Consider the following 18900-nt stretch of genomic DNA (forward strand, 5'->3'; position numbering starts at 1 on the left):
TGGGACTCCCACTCCCATAAATCGCGGGCACCGTGCGGCGCTCGTGGCGGCCCCCGACTCCTAGGCTGGGGGCAGCACTCGGAGCGGAGGAGGTCGGCGATGGAACGCTGGGACACGATCGTGGTCGGCGCGGGGATCGCAGGCCTCAGCACCGCTCGCCTGCTGGCCAGGGCGGGAAGGCACGTGGTCGTGCTCGAGGCGCGCGATCGCGTGGGCGGCCGCGTCTCCACCGATCGCGGCGACGGACTCGTCACCGACCTCGGCGCCTCCTGGATCCACGGCATCGTCGACAGCCCCGTCGCCGACGCCGCCGCGGCCTTCGGGCTGCGCACGGTCGAGTTCACCGTCGGCGGCTATCAGCCCGACAGCCGCCCCATCGCGTACTTCGGCCCCGACGGCGCTCGCCTCGCGGATGCCGCCGCCCGGCTGTTCGCCGCCGACATCCACGCGGTCGATGCGACGCTCCTGGGCGTGATCGCCGAGTCGGCTCCGGATGCCTCCTACCGCGACGTCACCGAACAGGCGCTCGCGGCGCAGCACTGGGACGGTGAGCGCACCCAGCGCGTGCGCGAGTACCTCGAGCACCGGTCGGAGGAGCAGTACGGCGCCTGGATCGAGGATCTGGCGGCCCACGGCCTCGACGACGACTCGATCGACGGCGACGAAGTGGTGTTCCCCGACGGGTACGACCGCCTCGCCACGGCGCTGGCCGAGGGTCTCGACGTACGGCTCGGGCACGTGGTGTCGCACGTGGCCTGGTCGGACGGGGGCGTCACCGTCACCACCGGCCGTGGCATCCTGTCGGCCGACTCCGTCGTGGTCACCGTGCCGGTGGGGGTTCTGAAGTCGGGCGACTTCGTGATCGAGCCGTCGCTTCCCGACCCGGTGGCGGGGGCGCTCGGCCGGCTGGAGATGAACGCCTTCGAGAAGGTGTTCCTGCGTTTCCCCACGAAATTCTGGACCGACGACGTCTACGCCATCCGCCAGCAGGGCCCCGAAGCCGCGTGGTGGCACTCCTGGTACGACCTCACCGATCTGCACGGCACGCCCACGCTGCTCACGTTCGCCGCCGGGCCCGCGGCGATCGCGACCCGTGACTGGGAGCAGGCGCGCACCGTCGACTCGGTGCTCGCGCAGCTGCGCCGCCTCTACGGCGACCGCGTCGAGGAGCCCACCCATGTGCACATCACGGCCTGGCAGGATGACCCGTTCGCCCGCGGTTCCTACGCCTACATGACGCTCGGATCGACGACGGACGACCATGATGTCCTCGCCACCCCGGTCGGCGGTGTGCTCCACCTCGCGGGAGAGGCGACGTGGACGGATGACCCGGCCACCGTCACCGCGGCCCTCTGCTCCGGGCACCGGGCTGCGTCGAACGTGCTCGGCCGCGCGATCCCGATCGAGGAGCTCTGGGCCTGACCGTTACGAGTGCCAGCGGCTGAAATCGGCTGCCGACGTCGACCCGACGGGTGCCACCCAGATGCGGGAGGTGTCATCCGGAGCCCCGGGATCGAACAGCACGCTCGCGGCGTCCCCGGTCTTCGGGAGGTCGCGCCGCTTCCACTGGCCGGTCTTCGTGACCCACCGGGCCGTCCCGTCGGCGTCGTGGAACGTCACCGTGATCGGGCCGATCAGGCCGCCTGATGACGGATCGATCTCGGGGATCTCGACGATCTCGGCCGCCACGATGCGACCGTGGGTCGCCAGGTGGGCGAGCACGCCGTTCCGGCTCCGCCGGCGCATCCGGTTCGAAATGCCGATCACGAGGAGCAGCAGTGCGAGCGCGGTCACGCCGATCGGGATGAGCCACAGGATGCCCGTGGTCGACACCGACGACGCTCCCCACCATGCCCCGCCCGCGAAGCCGACGAACAGGATCGACAGCGGCCCGACCCCGGGTGCGCTGAGAAGGGTGCCGGTGAAGCGCCTGGTGGCCCCGGTGTGCACGAAGAACCCGATGATCATCAGCGGGAGCCCCACGATCATGCCGAACACGGCCAGCGGCGGCCCGTCGCTGTCGCCCAGCGCGTCGAATTCGGCGAAGCCGTAGAGGGCGCGCACCTCGAGCGCGGCACCGAGAGCGATCATCACCAGGCCGATCACGATTCCGACCACGGCGCCCGGAGACCCGATGCGCGCGCGCTCCCGCTGTGCCCGCGCTTCGACAGGATCGACCGTGCTCATGCCATCACTCCCTCGTACCACCTCGTCTTCCACCACTGTAGAGCGGGCACACGGAGGGAAGCGGCCCAGGCCGGGTCGTGGGCCGCCTCGATCGCACGCGCAGCGCGACCGCGGGTAGTATCGCGGCCATGGCAGAGCAGTCCGGCCGCGCGGCATCCGTGACCCGTTTCGACGCGACGGTGGAGAGCCTCGCCGGGCGACGCATCGCACGGTTGCCGGCCGAGGTGAGTGCTCAGCTTCCGTCGCGGGGTCAGGTGGCGATCGAGGGCCGGGTCGACGGGCGTGATTTCGTGGCCGTGATCGAACCGGATGGGCTGCGCGGGCACTGGGTCGACATCGAGCGGCTGGGAGCCACCCCGCACGCCGCGACCACGGAAGCGGATGTCACCACCGCCTCGCGCGCCGTGACGATCGAGTTCGCGCCCGCCGAGTCGTGGCCCGAACCCGAGGTTCCGGCTGACTTCCGTTCAGCTCTGGATCAGGCACCGACCGCCTCTGCCACCTGGAGCGACATCACATCGATGGCCCGCTGGGAGTGGGTGCGATGGATCACGTCGACCCGGAGCCCCGCCACCCGCGACCGCCGCATCGAGGTCGGCATCTCGAAGCTCGACCGCGGATCCCGCCGCCCCTGCTGCTTCGACCTGTCCTCCTGCACCGACCCGGACCTCTCGAGAAGCGGCAAGCTGCTCCCGCCCTCCTAGGGCCTGTCGCCGTCGGCGGACGACCGCCGCTTCGAATACCAGCTCACGAAGTCGCCCATGGCGCGATCCTCGCACTCGAAGATCCCGAGACCATGCAACTCGGCCGCCTCGGCTTCGTCGGCGACGCTCGTCTTCCGATCCCGAGAGTGCTCCGCGCGCCCGCCGGAACGAGCGGCTCTCGAGCGGCCGCCCGTCGGAGAGCACGGCCCGCGTGCGGCCGACCGGGTGCGAAGCACTACAGTGAATGCTCCAGGGGGACACATGACGAACAACGATGAACTCACCCGCGCGCCGGAACAGCCACAGCCCGCACCCACGCCGCCGGCGCCACCCAGGAGCCCCTATTTCACGCTCGGCGTGGTCGGGTTCGCTCTCTCGCTGATCGCGATTCTGAACATCGCGGGACTCGTCATCAGCATCGTCGCCCTCGTGAAGTCTCGACGGCGCGGCTTCAGGAACGGTTTCGCCCTGGCGGGCGTCATCATCGCAGGAGTCGGCGTCGGTATCGGGCTGATCATCCTGGGCTCCGCCATCCCGACGCTCGTCGACGCGGCCCAGACGTGCGCGCGCCTCGGCACCGGTGTGCACGAACTCGACGGCGCGACGTATACCTGCACCCCGACGTCCTTCCAGGTCTACCACCCGTTCTGAGCCCTCCCGGCGCGGGGACTCCCCTCCTCGGGCTCCGGTGGGTGGTGGTCCCCGCCTGCTCACCTGATGTTCAACCCCCGTTAGCGGGCGTCTGGAAGATTCGCGCAGCCCGCCGTGTCGAGCGGGATCGGGACACGGGGGAACGATGTCGGGACGCGGGCCGAGGGACTGGATGCCACAGGAGATCCCGATCACGGGCCGAGGCGCGCGCCGGAGATCGGGAGGGTCGCTCAGCCGAGGGGTGTGGCTGTCGCTCCTCGCCCTCCCTGTCGCGCTCGCGTGCTGGCTGCTGCTCGAGAGCATCGGCTTCATCTCCACCCTGGTGACCTATCTCTACGCGGTCGCCGCCGTGTGGCTCTTCCGGCGCGGATGCGGCGGGCTGATCTCCGCACGCGGGGCGCGGGTGATCTCGGCGGTCGTCGTGGCCGGGGTGCTCGTCTGCATCGCAGCCGGCGCGGTGTGGGCCACGGCCACCGCCTACTCCGCCGCCCCCTGGACCGATGTCACGTCGCCGCTCGCGGCATCCGTCTCCCCCGCGTTCTGGAGCTGGTTCGGGCAGACCCACATCGCGACGGGTGAAGTGTTCCGCGCCAATGCGGTGACGCTTCTGCTGGGCCTGCTCTTCGCCGCGGCCGGCATCCTGCCCGTGCTGCTGCGTACGACCGGGCGGCGACCGCTCGGACCGAGATCGTCGATCGCGATCTCGGCGTCGCTCCTCGTGGCCGCCGTGGCGGTGGTCGTGGTCGCGAATCAGGTGCCCGGCGGGTGGTCCGCTCCGAGTACGGCGGCGGATCCTCTCGTCGTGCACGTCGGCGACTGCATGCTCGATGCCTCCAGCGTCACCCTCACGATCGTGCCGTGCGATCAGCCGCACGGGGCCGAGGCCTTCGCGCAGGTGCTGCTCCCGGGCTATCCCTCCCCCGGCTACCCCGACACGACCTGGTTCACCGCGGCGGCGCCGCCCGCGTGCACAGCGGCATTCGCCGGCTTCATCGGCCACCCCCTCGAGGGCAGCACACTTCAGCTGAGCGAGCAGCTCCCCGGAGAGCAGGCCTGGACGGCCGGCGACCACACGGCCCTCTGCGTCGCGAGCGACCCCGTCGCCCCGATCGAAGCCTCCCTCGCCGGCGCCCAGCGCTGACCTCTCGTCGCCCACGGAGCCGAGCGGACCCGAAGCGGACCCGAAGCGGAGCCGGAGCGGAGCCGACCCGCCGCCGGCCCCGCTCGCTCACGAGAACGTGAGCACCGCATCCCCCCACGCTGCCCGGAGGTCGCCGTCGAGATCGGACACGAGCTCGTCATGGCGGTCGATCACGAGAGTGCTCCGCGCGCCCGACGGAACGAACGGCTCCCAGACCACGTCGCCGTCGCCGCCGTGTGGCGCCCCTGCGGTCGCGAAGGCGCGCCAACGGGCCTGAAGACGCTCCGCCACCGCTCGCCCGGTCTTCTTGCCCCCCAGCTTGAAGGTGATGTCCTTCGGGTCGGTGTCGAGATTGCCCCAGACGTAGGGCAGTTCGGTCGCGTGCGTCGCCCCGATCCCCACGAGCTTGAGCATCGGCGTGGCCTGGTCGAAGCGGTAGAGCCACACGGGGGCCACCCCGGCGTGTCCCTCCGCCGCCCAAAGGGTCGGCATCCTGAACCCGACATCGCGGGCGATGCCGAGCCCGATCGCGTGGGTTCTCAGACCGGCGTACGCGGCGAGGATCTCGTCGCGCGAGGGCATCTCGATCGAAGGGCTCTCCCGCGCGATCTCGGTGAGCATGGCGGTGATGCTCTGTTCGGTGATCGGCATCAACGGCGACTTCATGAACTTGAACAGCGCGGCCTCGTCGCGGTTGGTGCCGATCAAGAGGGGCACGGGCAGCGCGCGGCCTTCACTCAGCACGGCGATCGGATGCTCGGGAACCAGCGTCCCGTCGACCACCGGCGCGAACGCCAGCGTTCCGGGCTCCTCGGACGGCACCGCCGCGTACACCGCCATCCCGGCTGCCACGATGTCGACCGCAGGGATGTCGCGCAGCCGGCCGACGTCGCCCTGTCCGAGACCGAGCTGGTCGAGCATCCGCTTCGCCACCGACGCCGACCGAACCGCGTCATAGACGGATGAGACGGGCGAGCTCTCGGCGATCGCCCGGTGGAACAGCCCTTCCGCGCTCGGCACGGTCAGCAGCGTGGTGACCAGGCCGCCGCCGGCCGACTCCCCGAACACGGTCACGCGCTCCGGGTCGCCCCCGAAGGCGGCGATGTTTTCCTGCACCCACTGCAGGGCGAGCAGCACGTCGCGGAGGGCGAGGTTCGAGTCGAAGGGATGCTCCTTCGTCGCCACGGAGGTGAGATCGAGAAATCCGAACGCTCCGATGCGGTAGTTGAGGGAGACGACCACGACCTCTCCCGTCGACACGAACGAGGTTGCGTCGAACAGCGGCTGGCAGGAGGAGCCGAAGGTGTAGGCGCCGCCGTGGATCCAGACCATCACCGGGAGGGGCCGATTGCTCGAGGTAGCGCGCCAGATGTTGAGGCTCAGGCAGTCCTCGTCTTTCACGACATCGGGCCCGAGCGGGATGGCGGGATTGCTGATCTGCGGCGCCGCCGGCCCGAAGGAGGTCGCGTCGGCCACGCCCGACCAGGGCGCGACCGGCACGGGCGCCCGCCACCGCAGCGGGCCGGTGGGCGCTTCGGCGTACCGCACGCCCTTCCAGAACAGGGCGCCGTCCTTCTCCCCGCCCTGGATGAGGCCGGCGGATGTGCGCACGACGAGGCGGTCTTCGGGGGCGGCGGGGGCGAGTTCGGTCATGGCGGTGCTCCTTCGAGTCGGGTGTCTACTTGGCGAGGGCCGCGACGACGTGCGAGAGCTGCACAGCCGCGAGGATGGCGAACAGCGCCGTCATGATGATCGCGTTGTGGGCGATCAGCTCGGCCTTCAGCCCGGCCAGCGCCCGGGTGACAGCCTTCGAGCCGGTGGCGGCGAGGAGGGTGGGCAGCAGGATCCCGAGCGAGGCGGCCAGCGCGAAGAGCGCCGCGACCCCGAGGGCCAGCGGCAACGCGAGATCGGTGGCCCCGATGAGCGCTCCGGCCTTCAGCTCCAGCGGGATGTTCTTGGCGTTGGTCACCGCCATCACCACTCCGAGCCCGAACGCCTTCGCCGCGCTGAGGCTGTCGACGGCATTCAGCCAACCCGGAGCGGTGGCCTCGGCGCCGCCCTTCGGCCGCGTGACCCAGCTGACCACCGCGAGCACGAGGAATCCGAGCGTCAGCACGATGCCGAGAACGAGCACGATGACGTCGTCGCCGGAGGAGCCGCCCGACCCGGCGCCCTTGGTGGTGAGAGCTGCGACCGCCGTGAAGGCGAACGCCACGAGGAAGAAGGCGCCCACGTAGGCGAAGCCGTTCGCCTTCGCCCGTGGAGAGAGCAGGATGGCGATGATCGCGGCGATCGGGAGCGGGCTGATCATGATTCCGGCGGCAATGGGGATCAACTGTTCGAGATGCTCCATGGAGCGAACCTTCCGTCGGGGATGGCGGCCGCGACCGCGTCCGCCGACGCGACGCTACGGGTGCCCGACGCGGTCGCCTCCCGGATGTTCGGGAAACACGACACCGCCCGTCAGGTGAGCTCGACCCGGAGTCGCACGACCGAACCGCTCTGGGTCAGCGTCAGCGCCCGTGCCCGACCCGCGAGTTGCGCGAGCCCGTATCCGTCGTGGTCGGCGCGGCGGTCGATCCGGCCCTGCGACAGCACCTCGACCACGACGCCCGCACCCGTCGCGGCGGCCGTGAGGGTGACCTCGGCACGCGACTCGGTGCCGTGCCGGATCGTGTTGGTGAGGCCTTCGGCGAGGGAATCGACGGCGAGCTCGAGGCGCGATGCATCCGTGTCGAGCACGGCCCAGGCCGCCTCGTCGGCGGTCAAGGTGATGTCGAGGCTGAAGCGCCAGGCTTCGATCATCGTCTCCACCGACCGTCGCGCTCCGCCCGGATCCGGCTCGCCCCGCGGGAGGTCGAGAGCCGATTCGATGCGATCGAGCGCCGCGACCCAGTCGGCTTCGGTGACCACCTCGACCCGGCGCAGATCGCGAGCCGCGGCGACGCACTCGGCCTGCACATCGCCGTGCAGGAGGTGCGCCACCCGTCTGCGGGCGACCGTCGCGGCGTTGTGGCTCGCCGCGGCCAGAACGGCGGCCTCGTCGATCGCGGTCGCCAGCTCACCCTCCACCGTGGCGAGCCTCCTGAAGCCCGAGCCCACGGCGGCGACCAGCAGCGCGAACACGGGGTAGACCACCACACTCACGAGAACGGCCGTCGCGACGGCGGATGCCTCGACCGGCGCTCCTCCCGCAGCAGCCGACACCCCCGCGGCCACCCCGATCGCCGCTCCCACGAGGAGGTAGCCCCCTGCGAATACCGGGAGCAGCGTGACGCTGCCGGCTCCCGACCCCGATGCGGCCCGGGTGCCCGCCGTCACGACGAGACCGTTGCCGCACGCCCCCACGACGACCACCGCCACGAACGCGATGCCGGCCGTGGCGAGGGAGGTCTGGGCGGCGAGATGGGGAACCCAGAGCAGGGCGTACGCGACCACCGTGATCCAGACCGGAGCAGGTCGGTCGATGCGCGCCGGGAACAGCCGCGGCACCGCACCGGTCGGCCCGGGCGGAAGCTCCTGCTCGCGCGGCTGGACGACCCGGTCGGCGTCGTCGAACAGCCGGTGACTGAGTGGACGCACCACCTCGTCGGCGAAACCCTTGAGCAGCAGCGCCGCGCGCTCGGGCTCGATCGGGCCGGCCACGACGGGAGGCAGCGCGGCGAGGAGAGTGCGGCGCGTGGCCTCCAGCACGCGATCCGACAGCACGGCGACGTCGCCGGCATCCCGCGACCTCTGCACCTCGAGAGCCTCCAGAACCAGGCGCAGACGCCCGATCACGGCGCGGTGCGTGCGCACGGTGAGGGTCATCATCGCCACGAGCGAGAGAGCCGCGGCCACCACCACCACATTGGTGGCCACGCGCGCCCCGAGCGGCCCGGCGAAGAGCTGCACCCCCGCCGCGTGCGCCCCCGCGGCGAGCAGGAACGGCCGCCCGACCGCGATGACGGCCAATCCGGTCACCACGATGCCGATCCTCACCCGGGGCGATTGCGCCGCCCGCTCCCCCGCGGCGGCGAGCACTCCCAGCACGCCCAGGGCGAGGTGCACCGCGAGGGCGATGCCCACCCCGGCGACGCGCTCCTGCGTCGAGCGGGCATCGTCGTAGCCGCCCATGAGCGTCACCGCGAACGGCAGGGTCACGAGCCACGACCACCGGGTGAAGAACTGTCCGCTCGCGGCTGCTCTCGTCCAGCGCGCACCGAGCGATCTCATCGGTTCACCGGATGTCCGAACGCTCGGGTGTAGAGATTCACCGCGGCCACCCGTGGATTCAGACCGGGCTGATGGGTGAGTCCGAGGCGATCGAACGTGCGGCTGAGCATCCGCTCCACGGCCCGCAGCGTGCGACCCGTCCGCCGTGAGATCTCCTCGTTGGAGAAGCCCTCGGCCAGCGCCGCGAGCACCTCGAGCTGACCGCGGCTGAGCGTCTCCAACGCTCCGAGAGGTGCTGCGGTGGTGGCCACCGGCTCGGCGCGCGCCACGGCATCGACCCACTCGGCCAGACGCTCCGGGGAGTCCAGGGCGTCCTTCGACACGAAGCGCGCTCCGGCCACCGCGGCACGGCGGGGCGCGGATGCGGCGCGCGGGTAGTTGGTGAGGAACATCACACCGAGATGCGGGAGGCGCGCGCGGAGGATGACGGCCAGCTCCACCCCGTCGGGCCGCGACCCGAGGTCGATGTCAGCCACGAGCACATCGGCATCGAAGCCGTCTGCCGCCTCGAGGGCCGAGTGCGCATCGGCGTGCTCCGACACCTTGAAACCGGAACGGCGGAGCGAGTCGGCGACGAGCATCCGAACGAGCGGCTGATCCTCCACGAGGATGACGCGCCGGGTCCACTCATCAGTCACGTGCTCAGGATAGGGCTCCCGAGGTCACACCACTCCGGATGCGCCGAGCAGGGCGCCCACGCCGTAGGTCGCGGCGAGCGCGAGGGCTCCCCCGATCACCACGCGGAGGATCGCCCGGGTGCGGGAGCTGCCGCCGATCTGCGCGGAGATGGCGCCCGTGATGGCGAGGGCCAGGAGCACGGCCACGAAGGTCACGGGGATGCGCCATTCGGGCGGCGGAAGGAGGATGGCGAGCATCGGCAGGATCGCGCCGATGGTGAACGCCGCCGCCGAGGCTGCTGCGGCGTGCCACGGGCTCACGACGTCGTCCTCGTCGATGTTGAGCTCCATCGAGAGATGGGCCGAGAGCGCGTCGTGCTCGGTGAGCTCCACCGCCACCTGACGGGCGGTCTGCTCGCTGAGCCCGCGGGCCCGGTAGAGCTCCGTGAGCTCGTCCAGCTCCTCGTCGGGCATGTCGCGGAGCTCTTGGCGCTCCTTCGCGATCAGGGCGTGCTCGCTGTCGCTCTGGCTGCTGACCGAGACGTACTCGCCGAGCGCCATGGAGATGGCGCCACCCACGAGACCCGCCACGCCCGCGGTGAGGATGGGTCCCGTGTCGCTCGTGGCGCCGGCCACACCGACCACGATCGCCGCGACCGACACGATTCCGTCGTTCGCCCCGAGCACACCGGCCCGGAGCCAGTTCAGACGCTGGGCGATTCCGCCCCGGTGGGGTTCATCGGGGTGGGCTGCAGAAGGCGGGTCGGTCGACATGCGCTCACTCAAACACGTCGCCGCGCCGACGGGCAACGTTGGTGAGGCTAATCATTCTCAACGGGACGTCTAAGAATGCTGGAAGAAATCGGCGGGATCGTTGACACCATCGCCACCCGACTCCCCCGAATCGAGCAGAGAATGACGACACGAACCGCCCCCACGCTGCGCCTGAACACGCGCCGTGCGGTCGACATGATCGTGCGCGATCGCCGCATCCGCGCCCGTCGGCGGATGCGCGCCGCCGATCTGATGGTGGCCTCGGTCTGGGCGTCGGTCGCCCTGGCCATCTCCCTGTGGCTCGCCTACGGCGGCCTGAACCAGATCACCGATCCCGCCTCCGGCATCACGGCCCTCGGCATCGTGACCGGCCTGGTGGGCACCGACCTCATCCTGGTGATGCTCGTGCTCGCCGCGCGCATCCCGCTGATCGATCGCGTGGTGGGCCAGGACAAGGCGATGGCGTTCCACCGCACGCTGGGGAAGCCCGCGCTCTATCTCATCCTCGCTCACGGCGCCCTGCTGACCCTCGGCTACGCGCTGAGCGACGGCACGAACGTGATCGCCGAGACGATCAGCCTCCTCCAGGGCACCGATCTGCTGCTCGCCTATCTCGGGCTCGCACTGCTGATCGCCGTGGTGGTCACCTCGGTGGTGGCCGTGCGCCGGCGGTTCTCCTACGAGGCCTGGCACCTCATCCATCTGCTCAGCTACCTCGCGGTGCTGGTCGCGGTGCCGCACCAGCTGAGCACCGGCGGAGTGCTCGCCGACGGCAGCGGGCAGCGCATCTACTGGATCGGGCTCTACCTGCTGGCGTTCGGTTCGATCGGGGTGTTCCGCTTCCTGGTGCCCACCCTGCGCAGCGCCCGCCACGACATCCGGGTCGCCGGCGTCGAGCAGGTGGCGCCCGGTGTCGTGTCGCTCTACCTCACGGGCCGCGATCTGGACCGGTTGCAGACGGCGGGCGGGCAGTACGCCATCTGGCGCTTCTGGACGGGCGCGACCTGGTGGCACGCGCATCCGATCTCCTTCTCGGCGGTGCCGACCGCTTCGACGGCACGCCTCACGGTGCGCGACCTCGGCCGGGGCAGCGCCGCGATCGGGCGGGTCCGACCCGGCACCCGGGTGTCGATCGAGGGTCCCTACGGCGTGTTCACCGACGCGCACCGGGTGGCGCCGAAGCTCGCGGTCATCGCGGCGGGGATCGGTATCACCCCGATCCGGTCGTTGCTCGAGCACTCGCCGCTGCGCCCTCGTGAGGCCACGGTCATCCTCCGCGGCACCGACGGCGACCAGAGCTACCTGTGGAACGAGATCGGCGCGCTGCGCAGCATGCGCGGCAACTCCGTCTTCACCATGCTCGGCGCTCGCCCACCCGGCCTCGCCACCTGGATGTCGGCTGAAGCGCTCTCCCGCGGAGTGACGATCTCCTCGGCGCTGCCCGACCTGCTCCAATCGGATCTGTACGTGTGCGGCCCTCAGTCGTGGGCCGACCTGGTGATCCGGGACGCGCGTGCAGCTGGTCTGCCCGAGGCGCAGATCCACGTGGAGAGGTTCGACTGGTGAGGGCCCGCGCCGTCGTCCTTGGCCTCCTGTCGTCGACCGCGGTTCTCGCGGTCGGCTGGCAGCTCGGCGCCCAGGGCCAGCAGACGCAGACGGCGGTGGCTGGAACGGATGCTTCGGCGGCCTCCCCGTCGACCGTGAGCGGAGAAGCTGCCGCAGCCTCGCCGACCGCTACTCCGACGCCCGCTGCGACGTCCACACCTGCTGCGACGCCGACGCCGACGCCGACCGCGGCGAGCGCGGCGCCCGCTGCACCCGCGGCCTCCGGGGTCTCGGGCACGTTCACCGGCACCGCCGCCCGCACCCGCTACGGAGACGTGCAGGTCGAGATCACCGTGCAGAACGGCTCGATCACGGATGTCACGGCACTCCAGCTCACCGACCAGGATTCACGATCGGTGTCGATCAGCAACCGTGCCGCCCCGGTTCTGCGCCAGGAGGTGCTGTCGGCCCAGTCGGCGAACGTGAAGAACGTCTCGGGAGCGACGTACACGACCGACGGCTACCTCACCTCGCTGCAGTCGGCGCTCGACCAGGCAGGACTCTGACGGTGACGGCGCACGTCTTCGACACCATGGGGACCACCGTGAGCATCCGCGTCGCCGGCTCTCCTCCGGCCGAGAGCGTGCTGCGCGCTGCCGAGGAGACGTTCGCGCGCTTCGATCGCCGGTTCAGTCTCTACCGCGCCGACTCGGAGCTGAGCCGGATCGCTCGGGGCGAGCTCGCCCTGCCCCGCTCCAGCAGCATCCTGCGCGACACGTACGCGGCGGCGCTGGAGTGGTCGAACCGCACCGGAGGGGCCTTCACCCCGCACCGGCCCGACGGGGTGCTCGACCTCTCGGGCATCGTCAAGGCGGATGCCATCGAGGCGGCGGGCCGCATCCTCGACCTGGCGGGCGTGCCGGCCTGGGTGCTGAACGCGGGCGGCGACATCCTCGTCCGCGGCACCATCGACGACTCGTCGTCGCGAATCGGCATCGTCGACCCCGACGACCGCGAGTCCCTGCTCTGCACGGTGCAGCTCGCCGGAACACGTCGGGCGCTGGCCACCTCCGGCAGCGCCGAGCGCGGTGAGCACATCTGGCGCGCGCCGGCACCGCGGTCGGCCGACCACGGCTTTCGGCAGGTGTCGGTCGTGGCCGACGACATCGTCACCGCCGATGTGCTGGCCACCGCGATCCTGGCCGGCGGCCCCGATCGGCTGAACGACGTGCTCGACGGCTTCGACGTCGACGCCCTGACCGTCGATGACCGCGGGGGCATCACGGCCTCGCCCGGGTTCCGGGCCGCCGCGGGACTGCTCCTCGCATGAGCGCGATCACGCCTGCCTATACTGCGAACATGCCGGACTCCGCACGCATCCTCCTCGTCGAGGACGACGCGCGCTTGGCGCTCCTGCTGGAGCAGTTGCTGCATGCGGAGGGGTACGACACCGTGCTCGCACGCGACGGGCAGCGCGCACTGCACGAAGGCCTGACCCAGGAGTTCGACGCCATCATCCTCGATCGGGGTCTCCCGGTGCTCGAAGGCCTCGACGTTCTCACCCGGCTCCGCGACCGCGGCGTGCTCGCGCCCGCGCTCATCCTCTCGGCGCTCAGCAACCCTGCCGACCGGGTGGAAGGTCTGGACCGCGGCGCCGAGGACTACCTCGGCAAGCCGTTCGACATCGACGAGCTGCTCGCCCGCATCCGGGCCCTGCTCCGCCGGCACCGCAGCACCGTTCCCACGCTCCCGCTGCCGCAGGGCGCCCTCGACACGAGCAGCCGCACGGTGACCACCCGGAGCGGCGACACGGTCGACCTCTCCGAACGCGAATGCGGCCTTCTGGAGCGTCTGGCGCGGCGGCCCGGCCAGGTCTTCGAACGCGACGACCTCCTCGGCGCGGTGTTCCCCGACGCCGACGACCCCGGCGTCGTCGACACCTACGTGCACTATCTCCGTAAGAAGCTCGGGCGTGACTGCGTGAAGACCGTGCGCGGCATCGGATACCAGCTGGGGCCCCTCCGATGAGCGCGCGGAGACGCTCCGACCCCGAAGATCTCCGGGGCCCATCGTTGCGGCTCACGGCGCAGTTCACGAGCCTGGTGCTCGTGATCCTCGCGGTGGTCGGTGTCATCGTCTACGCCATCGTGAGCAACAGCATCACCGAGTCGTTCGAGCGCGAACTGGTGGCGGCGACCCAGATCGACTCGGGGCAGGATGCGGCGGCCGGTACCTTCGTGACCATCGTCGACGGCCGTACCGGTGGGCAGGTCATCACCCCGTCCGGGATGCCCGCCGGCCTCCTCGACACCGCCGCACTGCAGGCGGTCGCGGCCGGTGGTGCCGACCAGCGCTCCGAGCGCACCGTCGACGGCCGCACCTACTCGCTGCTCACCACCTCGACCACGGGCGACCGCAATCACGACCGCGTGGTGCAGGTCGCCCTCGATCAGCACGAGGGTGCGGAGGAACTGGGCCGGCTCGCCGCCGCGCTCCTGCTCGGCGGCGCGATCGCGGTCGTTCTCGCGTTCGCCGCGTCGTACCTCATGGCCCGGCGCGCCATGCGCCCCCTCGCCGACGCGCTCGCCCTCCAGCGCCGCTTCGTGGCGGATGCCAGCCACGAGCTCCGCACCCCGCTCACCCTGCTCAGCACCCGCGCCCAGATGCTGAAGCGCCGAGCGCGGGACGACCTGCCCGACGACGTCACCGCGTCCATCGACGAGGTGGTCACCGATGCGAACGCCCTGACCGACATCCTCGACGACCTGCTGATCGCGGCCGACCCGAGGAGCGCCGCGGACCAGGAGCCGGTCGATCTCGTGGCGGTCGCCGATCGGGCGGTCGCGCTCCTCGCCGACGATGCCGCGGCACGCGGGATCGCGCTGACCCGTCCCGACGGGTCAGCATCGGCGATGGTGTCGGGATCACCGGCCGCGCTCCTGCGCGTCGTCATCGCGCTCAGCACGAACGCTCTCGACCACGCGCGCACGACCGTCGGCGTGACCGTGGAGATCACGGCGTCGCGAGCGCTCCTCACGGTCACCGATGACGGACCGGGGTTCGATCCGGGCATCGCCGCGACGGCGTTCGAGCGGTTCGCCAGTGGCCGCCGCGACAGGGTGGCGAGAAGCGGAGCGCCGGAGCCCGCATCCGTCGACGACAACGGCACCCGGCACTACGGGCTCGGCTTGGCGCTCGTCTCGGAGATCACCCGGCGGCACGGCGGTACGGTCACCATCGACCAGTCCCGCAGCGGCGGCGCCGTGGTGTGCAGCTTCCCCCTCACACCACGAGACGCCCCGGCGCCGAGCGATCCGAGCTGACCCGCGGGAAGACTGTGGTCGCGGTGAGTCCGTCGGGAAGGCGTGCGGCGAGGGTGAACTCGGCGTGATGGGTGTCGGCGATCGCCGACACGATGGTGAGCCCGAGGCCGTGACCACCGGAGGTGCGCAGGCGCGCGCGGTAGAAGGGCTCGGTCAAGAGGGCGATGCGTTCAGCCGGCAGGATGTCGCCCGAGTTCTGCACCACGAGCTGAGCGCGTCCATCGGGGAGCGTGCCCGTGGCGATGTCGATGACCCCGTGATCGTGGTTGTGGGTGACGGCGTTGCGGAGCAGGTTCACGACGAGATCCCGGATGAGCCGGGGATCGCCCCGCACGGATGCGGGCTCGAGTGCCCTGGTGACGGTGAGACCTCTCGCCTCCGCCTGATCCGAGACGGCCGAGGCCTCCTCGGCCACGATGCCGGCCAGGTCGGTCTCCTCGACCACCTCGGGCCTGCCTCCGTGCGCCAGGTCGAGCAGAGCGGTGGTCGTCTCCGTCATCGACTCCACCGTGGCGAGGAGGCGCTGGAACGTCTCCCGCGTGTGCGGGGGCGTGGCATCGCCCGACTCGCGGAGGGCGACCTGCAGAATCGTCTTCATCGTCGCGAGGGGGGTGCGCAGCTCGTGCGAGGCGTTGGCCGCGAACAGCGACCGGCTGCGGAAGGCCGACTCCAGTTGGGCGAAGAGCATGTCGAAGGTGTCGGCCAGCGAGCGGATCTCGTCATCGGGTCCGCTCAGCCGCAGGCGCGTGTCCAGCGAGGTCTCATCGACCTGCCGGACGACCTGATTGAGGCGCCGCAGCGGCCGGAGCATCCTCCCCGCCACCAGCCAGCTCGCCAGGGCCCCGAGGGCGGCGATCACCAGCACCGTGCCGATCGCCACCTGGTAGAGCAGGTCGATCAGGGCGCCGTTCATCACCTGCACGGTGACGTTCACGGCGGCGATCATGGCCAGCCCCGTGCACACGAGCAGCGCGGTGTAGGTGAGGGCGAGACGGTTCCGGATGCTCAGCCCGGCCCGCCGGGTGCGCTGCGACTCAGCCACGACCGGCCCTCATGCGATAGCCGACCCCGGCGACCGTCTCGATCGGGTCGGGGGCGCCGAGACGCTTTCGCAGACTGGACACGGTCATCCGCACGGCGTTGGTGAACGGGTCGGCATTCTCGTCCCATGCCTTCTCGAGCAGCCGTTCCGCGCTGATCACGCCGCCCGCCGCTTCCATCAGAACGGCGAGCACGGAGAACTCCTTACGACTGAGCCGCACGAAGCGACCGGAACGATAGACCTCGCGACGGAAGGGATCGAGCCGGATGTCGCCCTGCTCGAGAATGGGCGGGAGGGCGGGCGCGTTGCGCCGGTGCAGCGCACGCAGCCGCGCGACGAGCTCTTCGAACTCGAACGGCTTGACCAGGTAGTCGTCCGCGCCGAGTTCCAGCCCTCCGACCCGGTCAGCCAAGGTCGAGGCGGCCGTGAGCATCAGGATGAGGGGCGCACCGGGCTGCCCTGCCAGCCGGCGGCAGATCTCGTCGCCGTGCACGAGAGGAAGGTCGCGGTCGAGCACGATCGCGTCGTAGTCGTTCACGGCGATCTTCTCCAGGGCCTCGGCGCCATCGGCGGCCACATCCGCCGCGAACGCTTCGAGACGGAGTCCGCGCTGGATGGCGTCGGCGAGGAACACCTCGTCTTCGGCGATCAGCACTCTCATACCTGCTCCTGTCGGAAGGCCGTTCATGGTCGGCTGCCCAACCCAATCACACAGCGCATGTGGAAAACGTAAGAGATTCTGCAGGCGCCACCGCGACATCCGGGTCGCTTGGATCGAATCACCAGCCCCCGAAAAGGAGAACCACCATGAACAAGAACACCACCCTCATCACGACCGCGTTCGCGACCGGCGCGATCGCGCTGATCACGGCCGGGATCGCGGCGCCCGCCGCGTTCGCCACCTCCGAGACGCCCGCCCCTTCGGCCTCGTCGACGGCCTCGCCCGCCGAATTGCCGTCGGCATCGCCGTCGCCTTCGGTCGATTACGAGAGCCCCGTTGCGCCGACCGCCGAGGAGCTCGCCGCCGCGGGTCTCACGGTCGACGGCCTGACGATCACCCCGGGGATCGATTCCTACACCATCTCCGCGGATTCGATCCATCTCGCCAACGGCGCCACCGATGCCGTGTTCAGCATCGGCGACAACCGGGCCCACAACGGCGGCGTGAATTACACCGACTGGGTCGACATCACCGCGGGCAATGACGGCACCGGCTACAGCGTGACCATCCCGGTCGACTCCGGCGACTACACCGTCACCGTGAGCGCCGGCTCCAGCGCAGCCGACGGCAGCCCGCTCCTGGGCGATCTCGCCCAGGTGGCCGTCACCGTCCCCGCGCAGTAGCGGCCGTGAACGGGCCCGTTCGGCACATCCCGGTGACGATCGGGCCCGTTCACGCTGTCGTATCTTCCCCGCTCCGGGCGGACGGGTGACGGAGGCTTCTCAGGCCGGCTCGGATCCCGTCGACGAGGATCTGCGGTTGCTCGAGAGCGGCGAAGTGCCCGCCGCTCTCGGCTTCGCCGTAGTGGATCAGGTCGCTGTAGGCGTCTTCGATCCAGGTTCTCGGCAGCAGCGGGATATCCCGGGGGAACACGGTCACCGCCACCGGCAGCGCGAGCGCCGGACCGGCCATGGTGGCCGACCGGTTGTCCCAGTAGATGCGCGCCGAGGAGGCGGCACTGTTGGTGAACCAGGCGAGCGACACCTGGTCCAGGATGGCGTCGACGCTGAGGGCGTCCTCCGCCAGCCCACGGTTGTCGGTCTTGGATTGGTACTTCTCGTAGATCCAGGCCGCCTGGCCGGCCGGCGAATCCGCCAGCGCGAATCCGACGGTCTGGGGCTTCGTGCCCTGGAGATGGTTCGATCCACCAAGCGGTCCGGAATAGAGGGCCAAGCCGTCGACCGCGCGCTGCTCCTCGGGGGTGAGCTCGTCGGGGATCCGAGCCGGGAAGGCGTACGGCGTGTTCAGGTGGATTCCGAGGAGTCCGTCGGGCCGCAGAGCGCCGAGGGCCGTCGTGACCGCTCCACCCCAGTCACCGCCGTGGGCCGCCCAGTCGCGGTAGCCGAGGCGGCCCATGAGTTCCGCCCACGCGGTGGCGATCCGCGCGGTGTCCCAGCCCTGCTCGGTCGGCTTTCCGGAGAACCCGAATCCGGGGAGCGACGGGATGACGACGTCGAACGAATCGGTGACGGCCCCACCGTGTGCGACAGGGTCGGTGAGCGGCCCGATCAGTGTCAGGAAGTCGGCGTTCGAACCCGGCCAGCCGTGCGTGAGGAGGAGCGGCATCGCCCCCGGGTTGCCCGATCTGACGTGGATGAAGTGGATGTCGATCCCATCGATCGTGGCCAGGAACTGGGGGAAGGAGTTCAGCTCCGACTCGAAGCGTCGCCAGTCGTAGTCGCGCTGCCAGTAGTCGACGAGCGATCGTGCATTCTGCAGGCGCACACCCTGCGACCAGTCCTGAACCGTCTCCTGGGCGGGCCAGCGGGTCCTGATGAGGCGCTCGGCGAGATCATCGATCTCGGAGGCCGGGATGGCGACCCGGAACGGACGGATGTCTTGTGTGGCGCGGATGGACGAGGTCATGGCAGGTCACTCCTGAAATCGATCGACGTGAGCAACGGCCATTGCACACTGGTGTGCAGACTATGCGATTGCACACCGGTGTGCAATCATCGATTCATGCAGAGCGATTCCCGA

Annotated in this window: 19 protein-coding genes; 10 read left to right on the forward strand and 9 right to left on the reverse strand. The window is 70.6% G+C overall.

Going from position 1 to position 18900, the window contains the following annotated elements:
• Positions 1–99: 99 nt before the first annotated feature.
• Positions 100–1422, forward strand: a complete 1323-nt coding sequence (locus EPO52_RS02585; protein WP_290801468.1) for an NAD(P)/FAD-dependent oxidoreductase — start codon at positions 100–102, stop codon at positions 1420–1422.
• A gap of 3 nt (positions 1423–1425) precedes the next feature.
• Here the strand turns inward: EPO52_RS02585 and EPO52_RS02590 are convergent, their stop codons facing one another.
• On the reverse strand, positions 1426–2187 hold the full coding sequence (locus tag EPO52_RS02590) for a hypothetical protein (protein ID WP_290801470.1): 762 nt from the start codon (positions 2185–2187) through the stop codon (positions 1426–1428).
• Between the two features lie 128 nt (positions 2188–2315).
• On the opposite strand from EPO52_RS02590, the gene EPO52_RS02595 reads away from it, so the two are divergent.
• From EPO52_RS02595 to EPO52_RS02605, 3 genes are all read left to right on the forward strand, one after another.
• On the forward strand, positions 2316–2891 hold the full coding sequence (locus tag EPO52_RS02595) for a YdeI/OmpD-associated family protein (protein ID WP_290801473.1): 576 nt from the start codon (positions 2316–2318) through the stop codon (positions 2889–2891).
• Positions 2892–3152: 261 nt separating this feature from the next.
• Positions 3153–3542 carry a hypothetical protein gene (locus tag EPO52_RS02600; protein ID WP_290801475.1) on the forward strand — a complete coding sequence of 130 codons (390 nt, stop codon included), beginning with the start codon at positions 3153–3155 and terminating at the stop codon, positions 3540–3542.
• Between the two features lie 172 nt (positions 3543–3714).
• Positions 3715–4683: a septum formation family protein gene (locus tag EPO52_RS02605; protein WP_290801478.1), complete on the forward strand. Its 969-nt coding sequence runs from the start codon at positions 3715–3717 to the stop codon at positions 4681–4683.
• An 87-nt stretch (positions 4684–4770) separates the two neighbouring features.
• On the opposite strand, the gene EPO52_RS02610 is transcribed toward EPO52_RS02605, so the two are convergent.
• The 5 genes from EPO52_RS02610 to EPO52_RS02630 all read right to left on the reverse strand — a co-directional run bounded on the left by EPO52_RS02610 (position 4771) and on the right by EPO52_RS02630 (position 10289).
• Positions 4771–6336, reverse strand: a complete 1566-nt coding sequence (locus EPO52_RS02610) for a carboxylesterase/lipase family protein (protein WP_290801481.1) — start codon at positions 6334–6336, stop codon at positions 4771–4773.
• A 25-nt stretch (positions 6337–6361) separates the two neighbouring features.
• Positions 6362–7036, reverse strand: coding sequence for a GAP family protein (locus tag EPO52_RS02615; protein ID WP_290801484.1), 675 nt, complete (start codon positions 7034–7036; stop codon positions 6362–6364).
• Positions 7037–7146: 110 nt separating this feature from the next.
• The gene (locus tag EPO52_RS02620) at positions 7147–8898 is read right to left on the reverse strand and encodes a hypothetical protein (RefSeq protein ID WP_290801486.1); all 1752 of its coding nucleotides are present in this window, start codon (positions 8896–8898) and stop codon (positions 7147–7149) included.
• Entirely contained in the window at positions 8895–9536 is a 642-nt protein-coding gene (locus EPO52_RS02625; RefSeq protein WP_290801489.1) for a response regulator transcription factor, read from the reverse strand. Before EPO52_RS02625 ends, EPO52_RS02620 begins: the two co-directional genes overlap by 4 nt.
• A gap of 24 nt (positions 9537–9560) precedes the next feature.
• Positions 9561–10289, reverse strand: a complete 729-nt coding sequence (locus EPO52_RS02630; RefSeq protein ID WP_290801492.1) for a VIT family protein — start codon at positions 10287–10289, stop codon at positions 9561–9563.
• Positions 10290–10430: 141 nt separating this feature from the next.
• Between EPO52_RS02630 and EPO52_RS02635 the strand changes: the two genes are divergently transcribed.
• The 5 genes from EPO52_RS02635 to EPO52_RS02655 are packed head-to-tail and all read left to right on the forward strand — an operon-like array spanning position 10431 to position 15157.
• Positions 10431–11855 carry a ferredoxin reductase family protein gene (locus EPO52_RS02635; protein ID WP_290801494.1) on the forward strand — a complete coding sequence of 475 codons (1425 nt, stop codon included), beginning with the start codon at positions 10431–10433 and terminating at the stop codon, positions 11853–11855.
• Positions 11852–12400, forward strand: coding sequence for an FMN-binding protein (locus EPO52_RS02640; protein ID WP_290801497.1), 549 nt, complete (start codon positions 11852–11854; stop codon positions 12398–12400). The genes EPO52_RS02635 and EPO52_RS02640 overlap by 4 nt, the downstream gene beginning before the upstream one ends.
• 2 nt (positions 12401–12402) lie before the next feature.
• Positions 12403–13164 carry an FAD:protein FMN transferase gene (locus EPO52_RS02645; RefSeq protein ID WP_290801500.1) on the forward strand — a complete coding sequence of 254 codons (762 nt, stop codon included), beginning with the start codon at positions 12403–12405 and terminating at the stop codon, positions 13162–13164.
• A 29-nt stretch (positions 13165–13193) separates the two neighbouring features.
• Positions 13194–13862 (forward strand): response regulator transcription factor, encoded by a 669-nt coding sequence (locus EPO52_RS02650; protein WP_290801503.1) that lies wholly within the window; start codon positions 13194–13196, stop codon positions 13860–13862.
• Positions 13859–15157 (forward strand): HAMP domain-containing sensor histidine kinase, encoded by a 1299-nt coding sequence (locus tag EPO52_RS02655; protein ID WP_290801506.1) that lies wholly within the window; start codon positions 13859–13861, stop codon positions 15155–15157. The genes EPO52_RS02650 and EPO52_RS02655 overlap by 4 nt, the downstream gene beginning before the upstream one ends.
• Here EPO52_RS02655 and EPO52_RS02660 read toward each other — a convergent pair.
• Both EPO52_RS02660 and EPO52_RS02665 read right to left on the reverse strand, forming a co-directional pair.
• Positions 15117–16199, reverse strand: a complete 1083-nt coding sequence (locus tag EPO52_RS02660) for an ATP-binding protein (RefSeq protein WP_290801509.1) — start codon at positions 16197–16199, stop codon at positions 15117–15119. The two genes, EPO52_RS02655 and EPO52_RS02660, sit on opposite strands and share 41 nt — an antisense overlap.
• Positions 16192–16860: a response regulator transcription factor gene (locus EPO52_RS02665; RefSeq protein WP_290801512.1), complete on the reverse strand. Its 669-nt coding sequence runs from the start codon at positions 16858–16860 to the stop codon at positions 16192–16194. Before EPO52_RS02665 ends, EPO52_RS02660 begins: the two co-directional genes overlap by 8 nt.
• A 146-nt stretch (positions 16861–17006) precedes the next feature.
• Here EPO52_RS02665 and EPO52_RS02670 point away from each other — a divergent pair, with 146 nt between their 5' ends.
• The gene (locus EPO52_RS02670; RefSeq protein WP_290801515.1) at positions 17007–17543 is read left to right on the forward strand and encodes a hypothetical protein; all 537 of its coding nucleotides are present in this window, start codon (positions 17007–17009) and stop codon (positions 17541–17543) included.
• 49 nt (positions 17544–17592) lie between these two features.
• Here EPO52_RS02670 and EPO52_RS02675 read toward each other — a convergent pair whose 3' ends face one another.
• Positions 17593–18786 (reverse strand): epoxide hydrolase family protein, encoded by a 1194-nt coding sequence (locus EPO52_RS02675; RefSeq protein ID WP_290801518.1) that lies wholly within the window; start codon positions 18784–18786, stop codon positions 17593–17595.
• Positions 18787–18900: the final 114 nt, after the last annotated feature.

The organism is Herbiconiux sp., from assembly GCF_004297105.1.
GTDB lineage: Bacteria > Actinomycetota > Actinomycetes > Actinomycetales > Microbacteriaceae > Herbiconiux.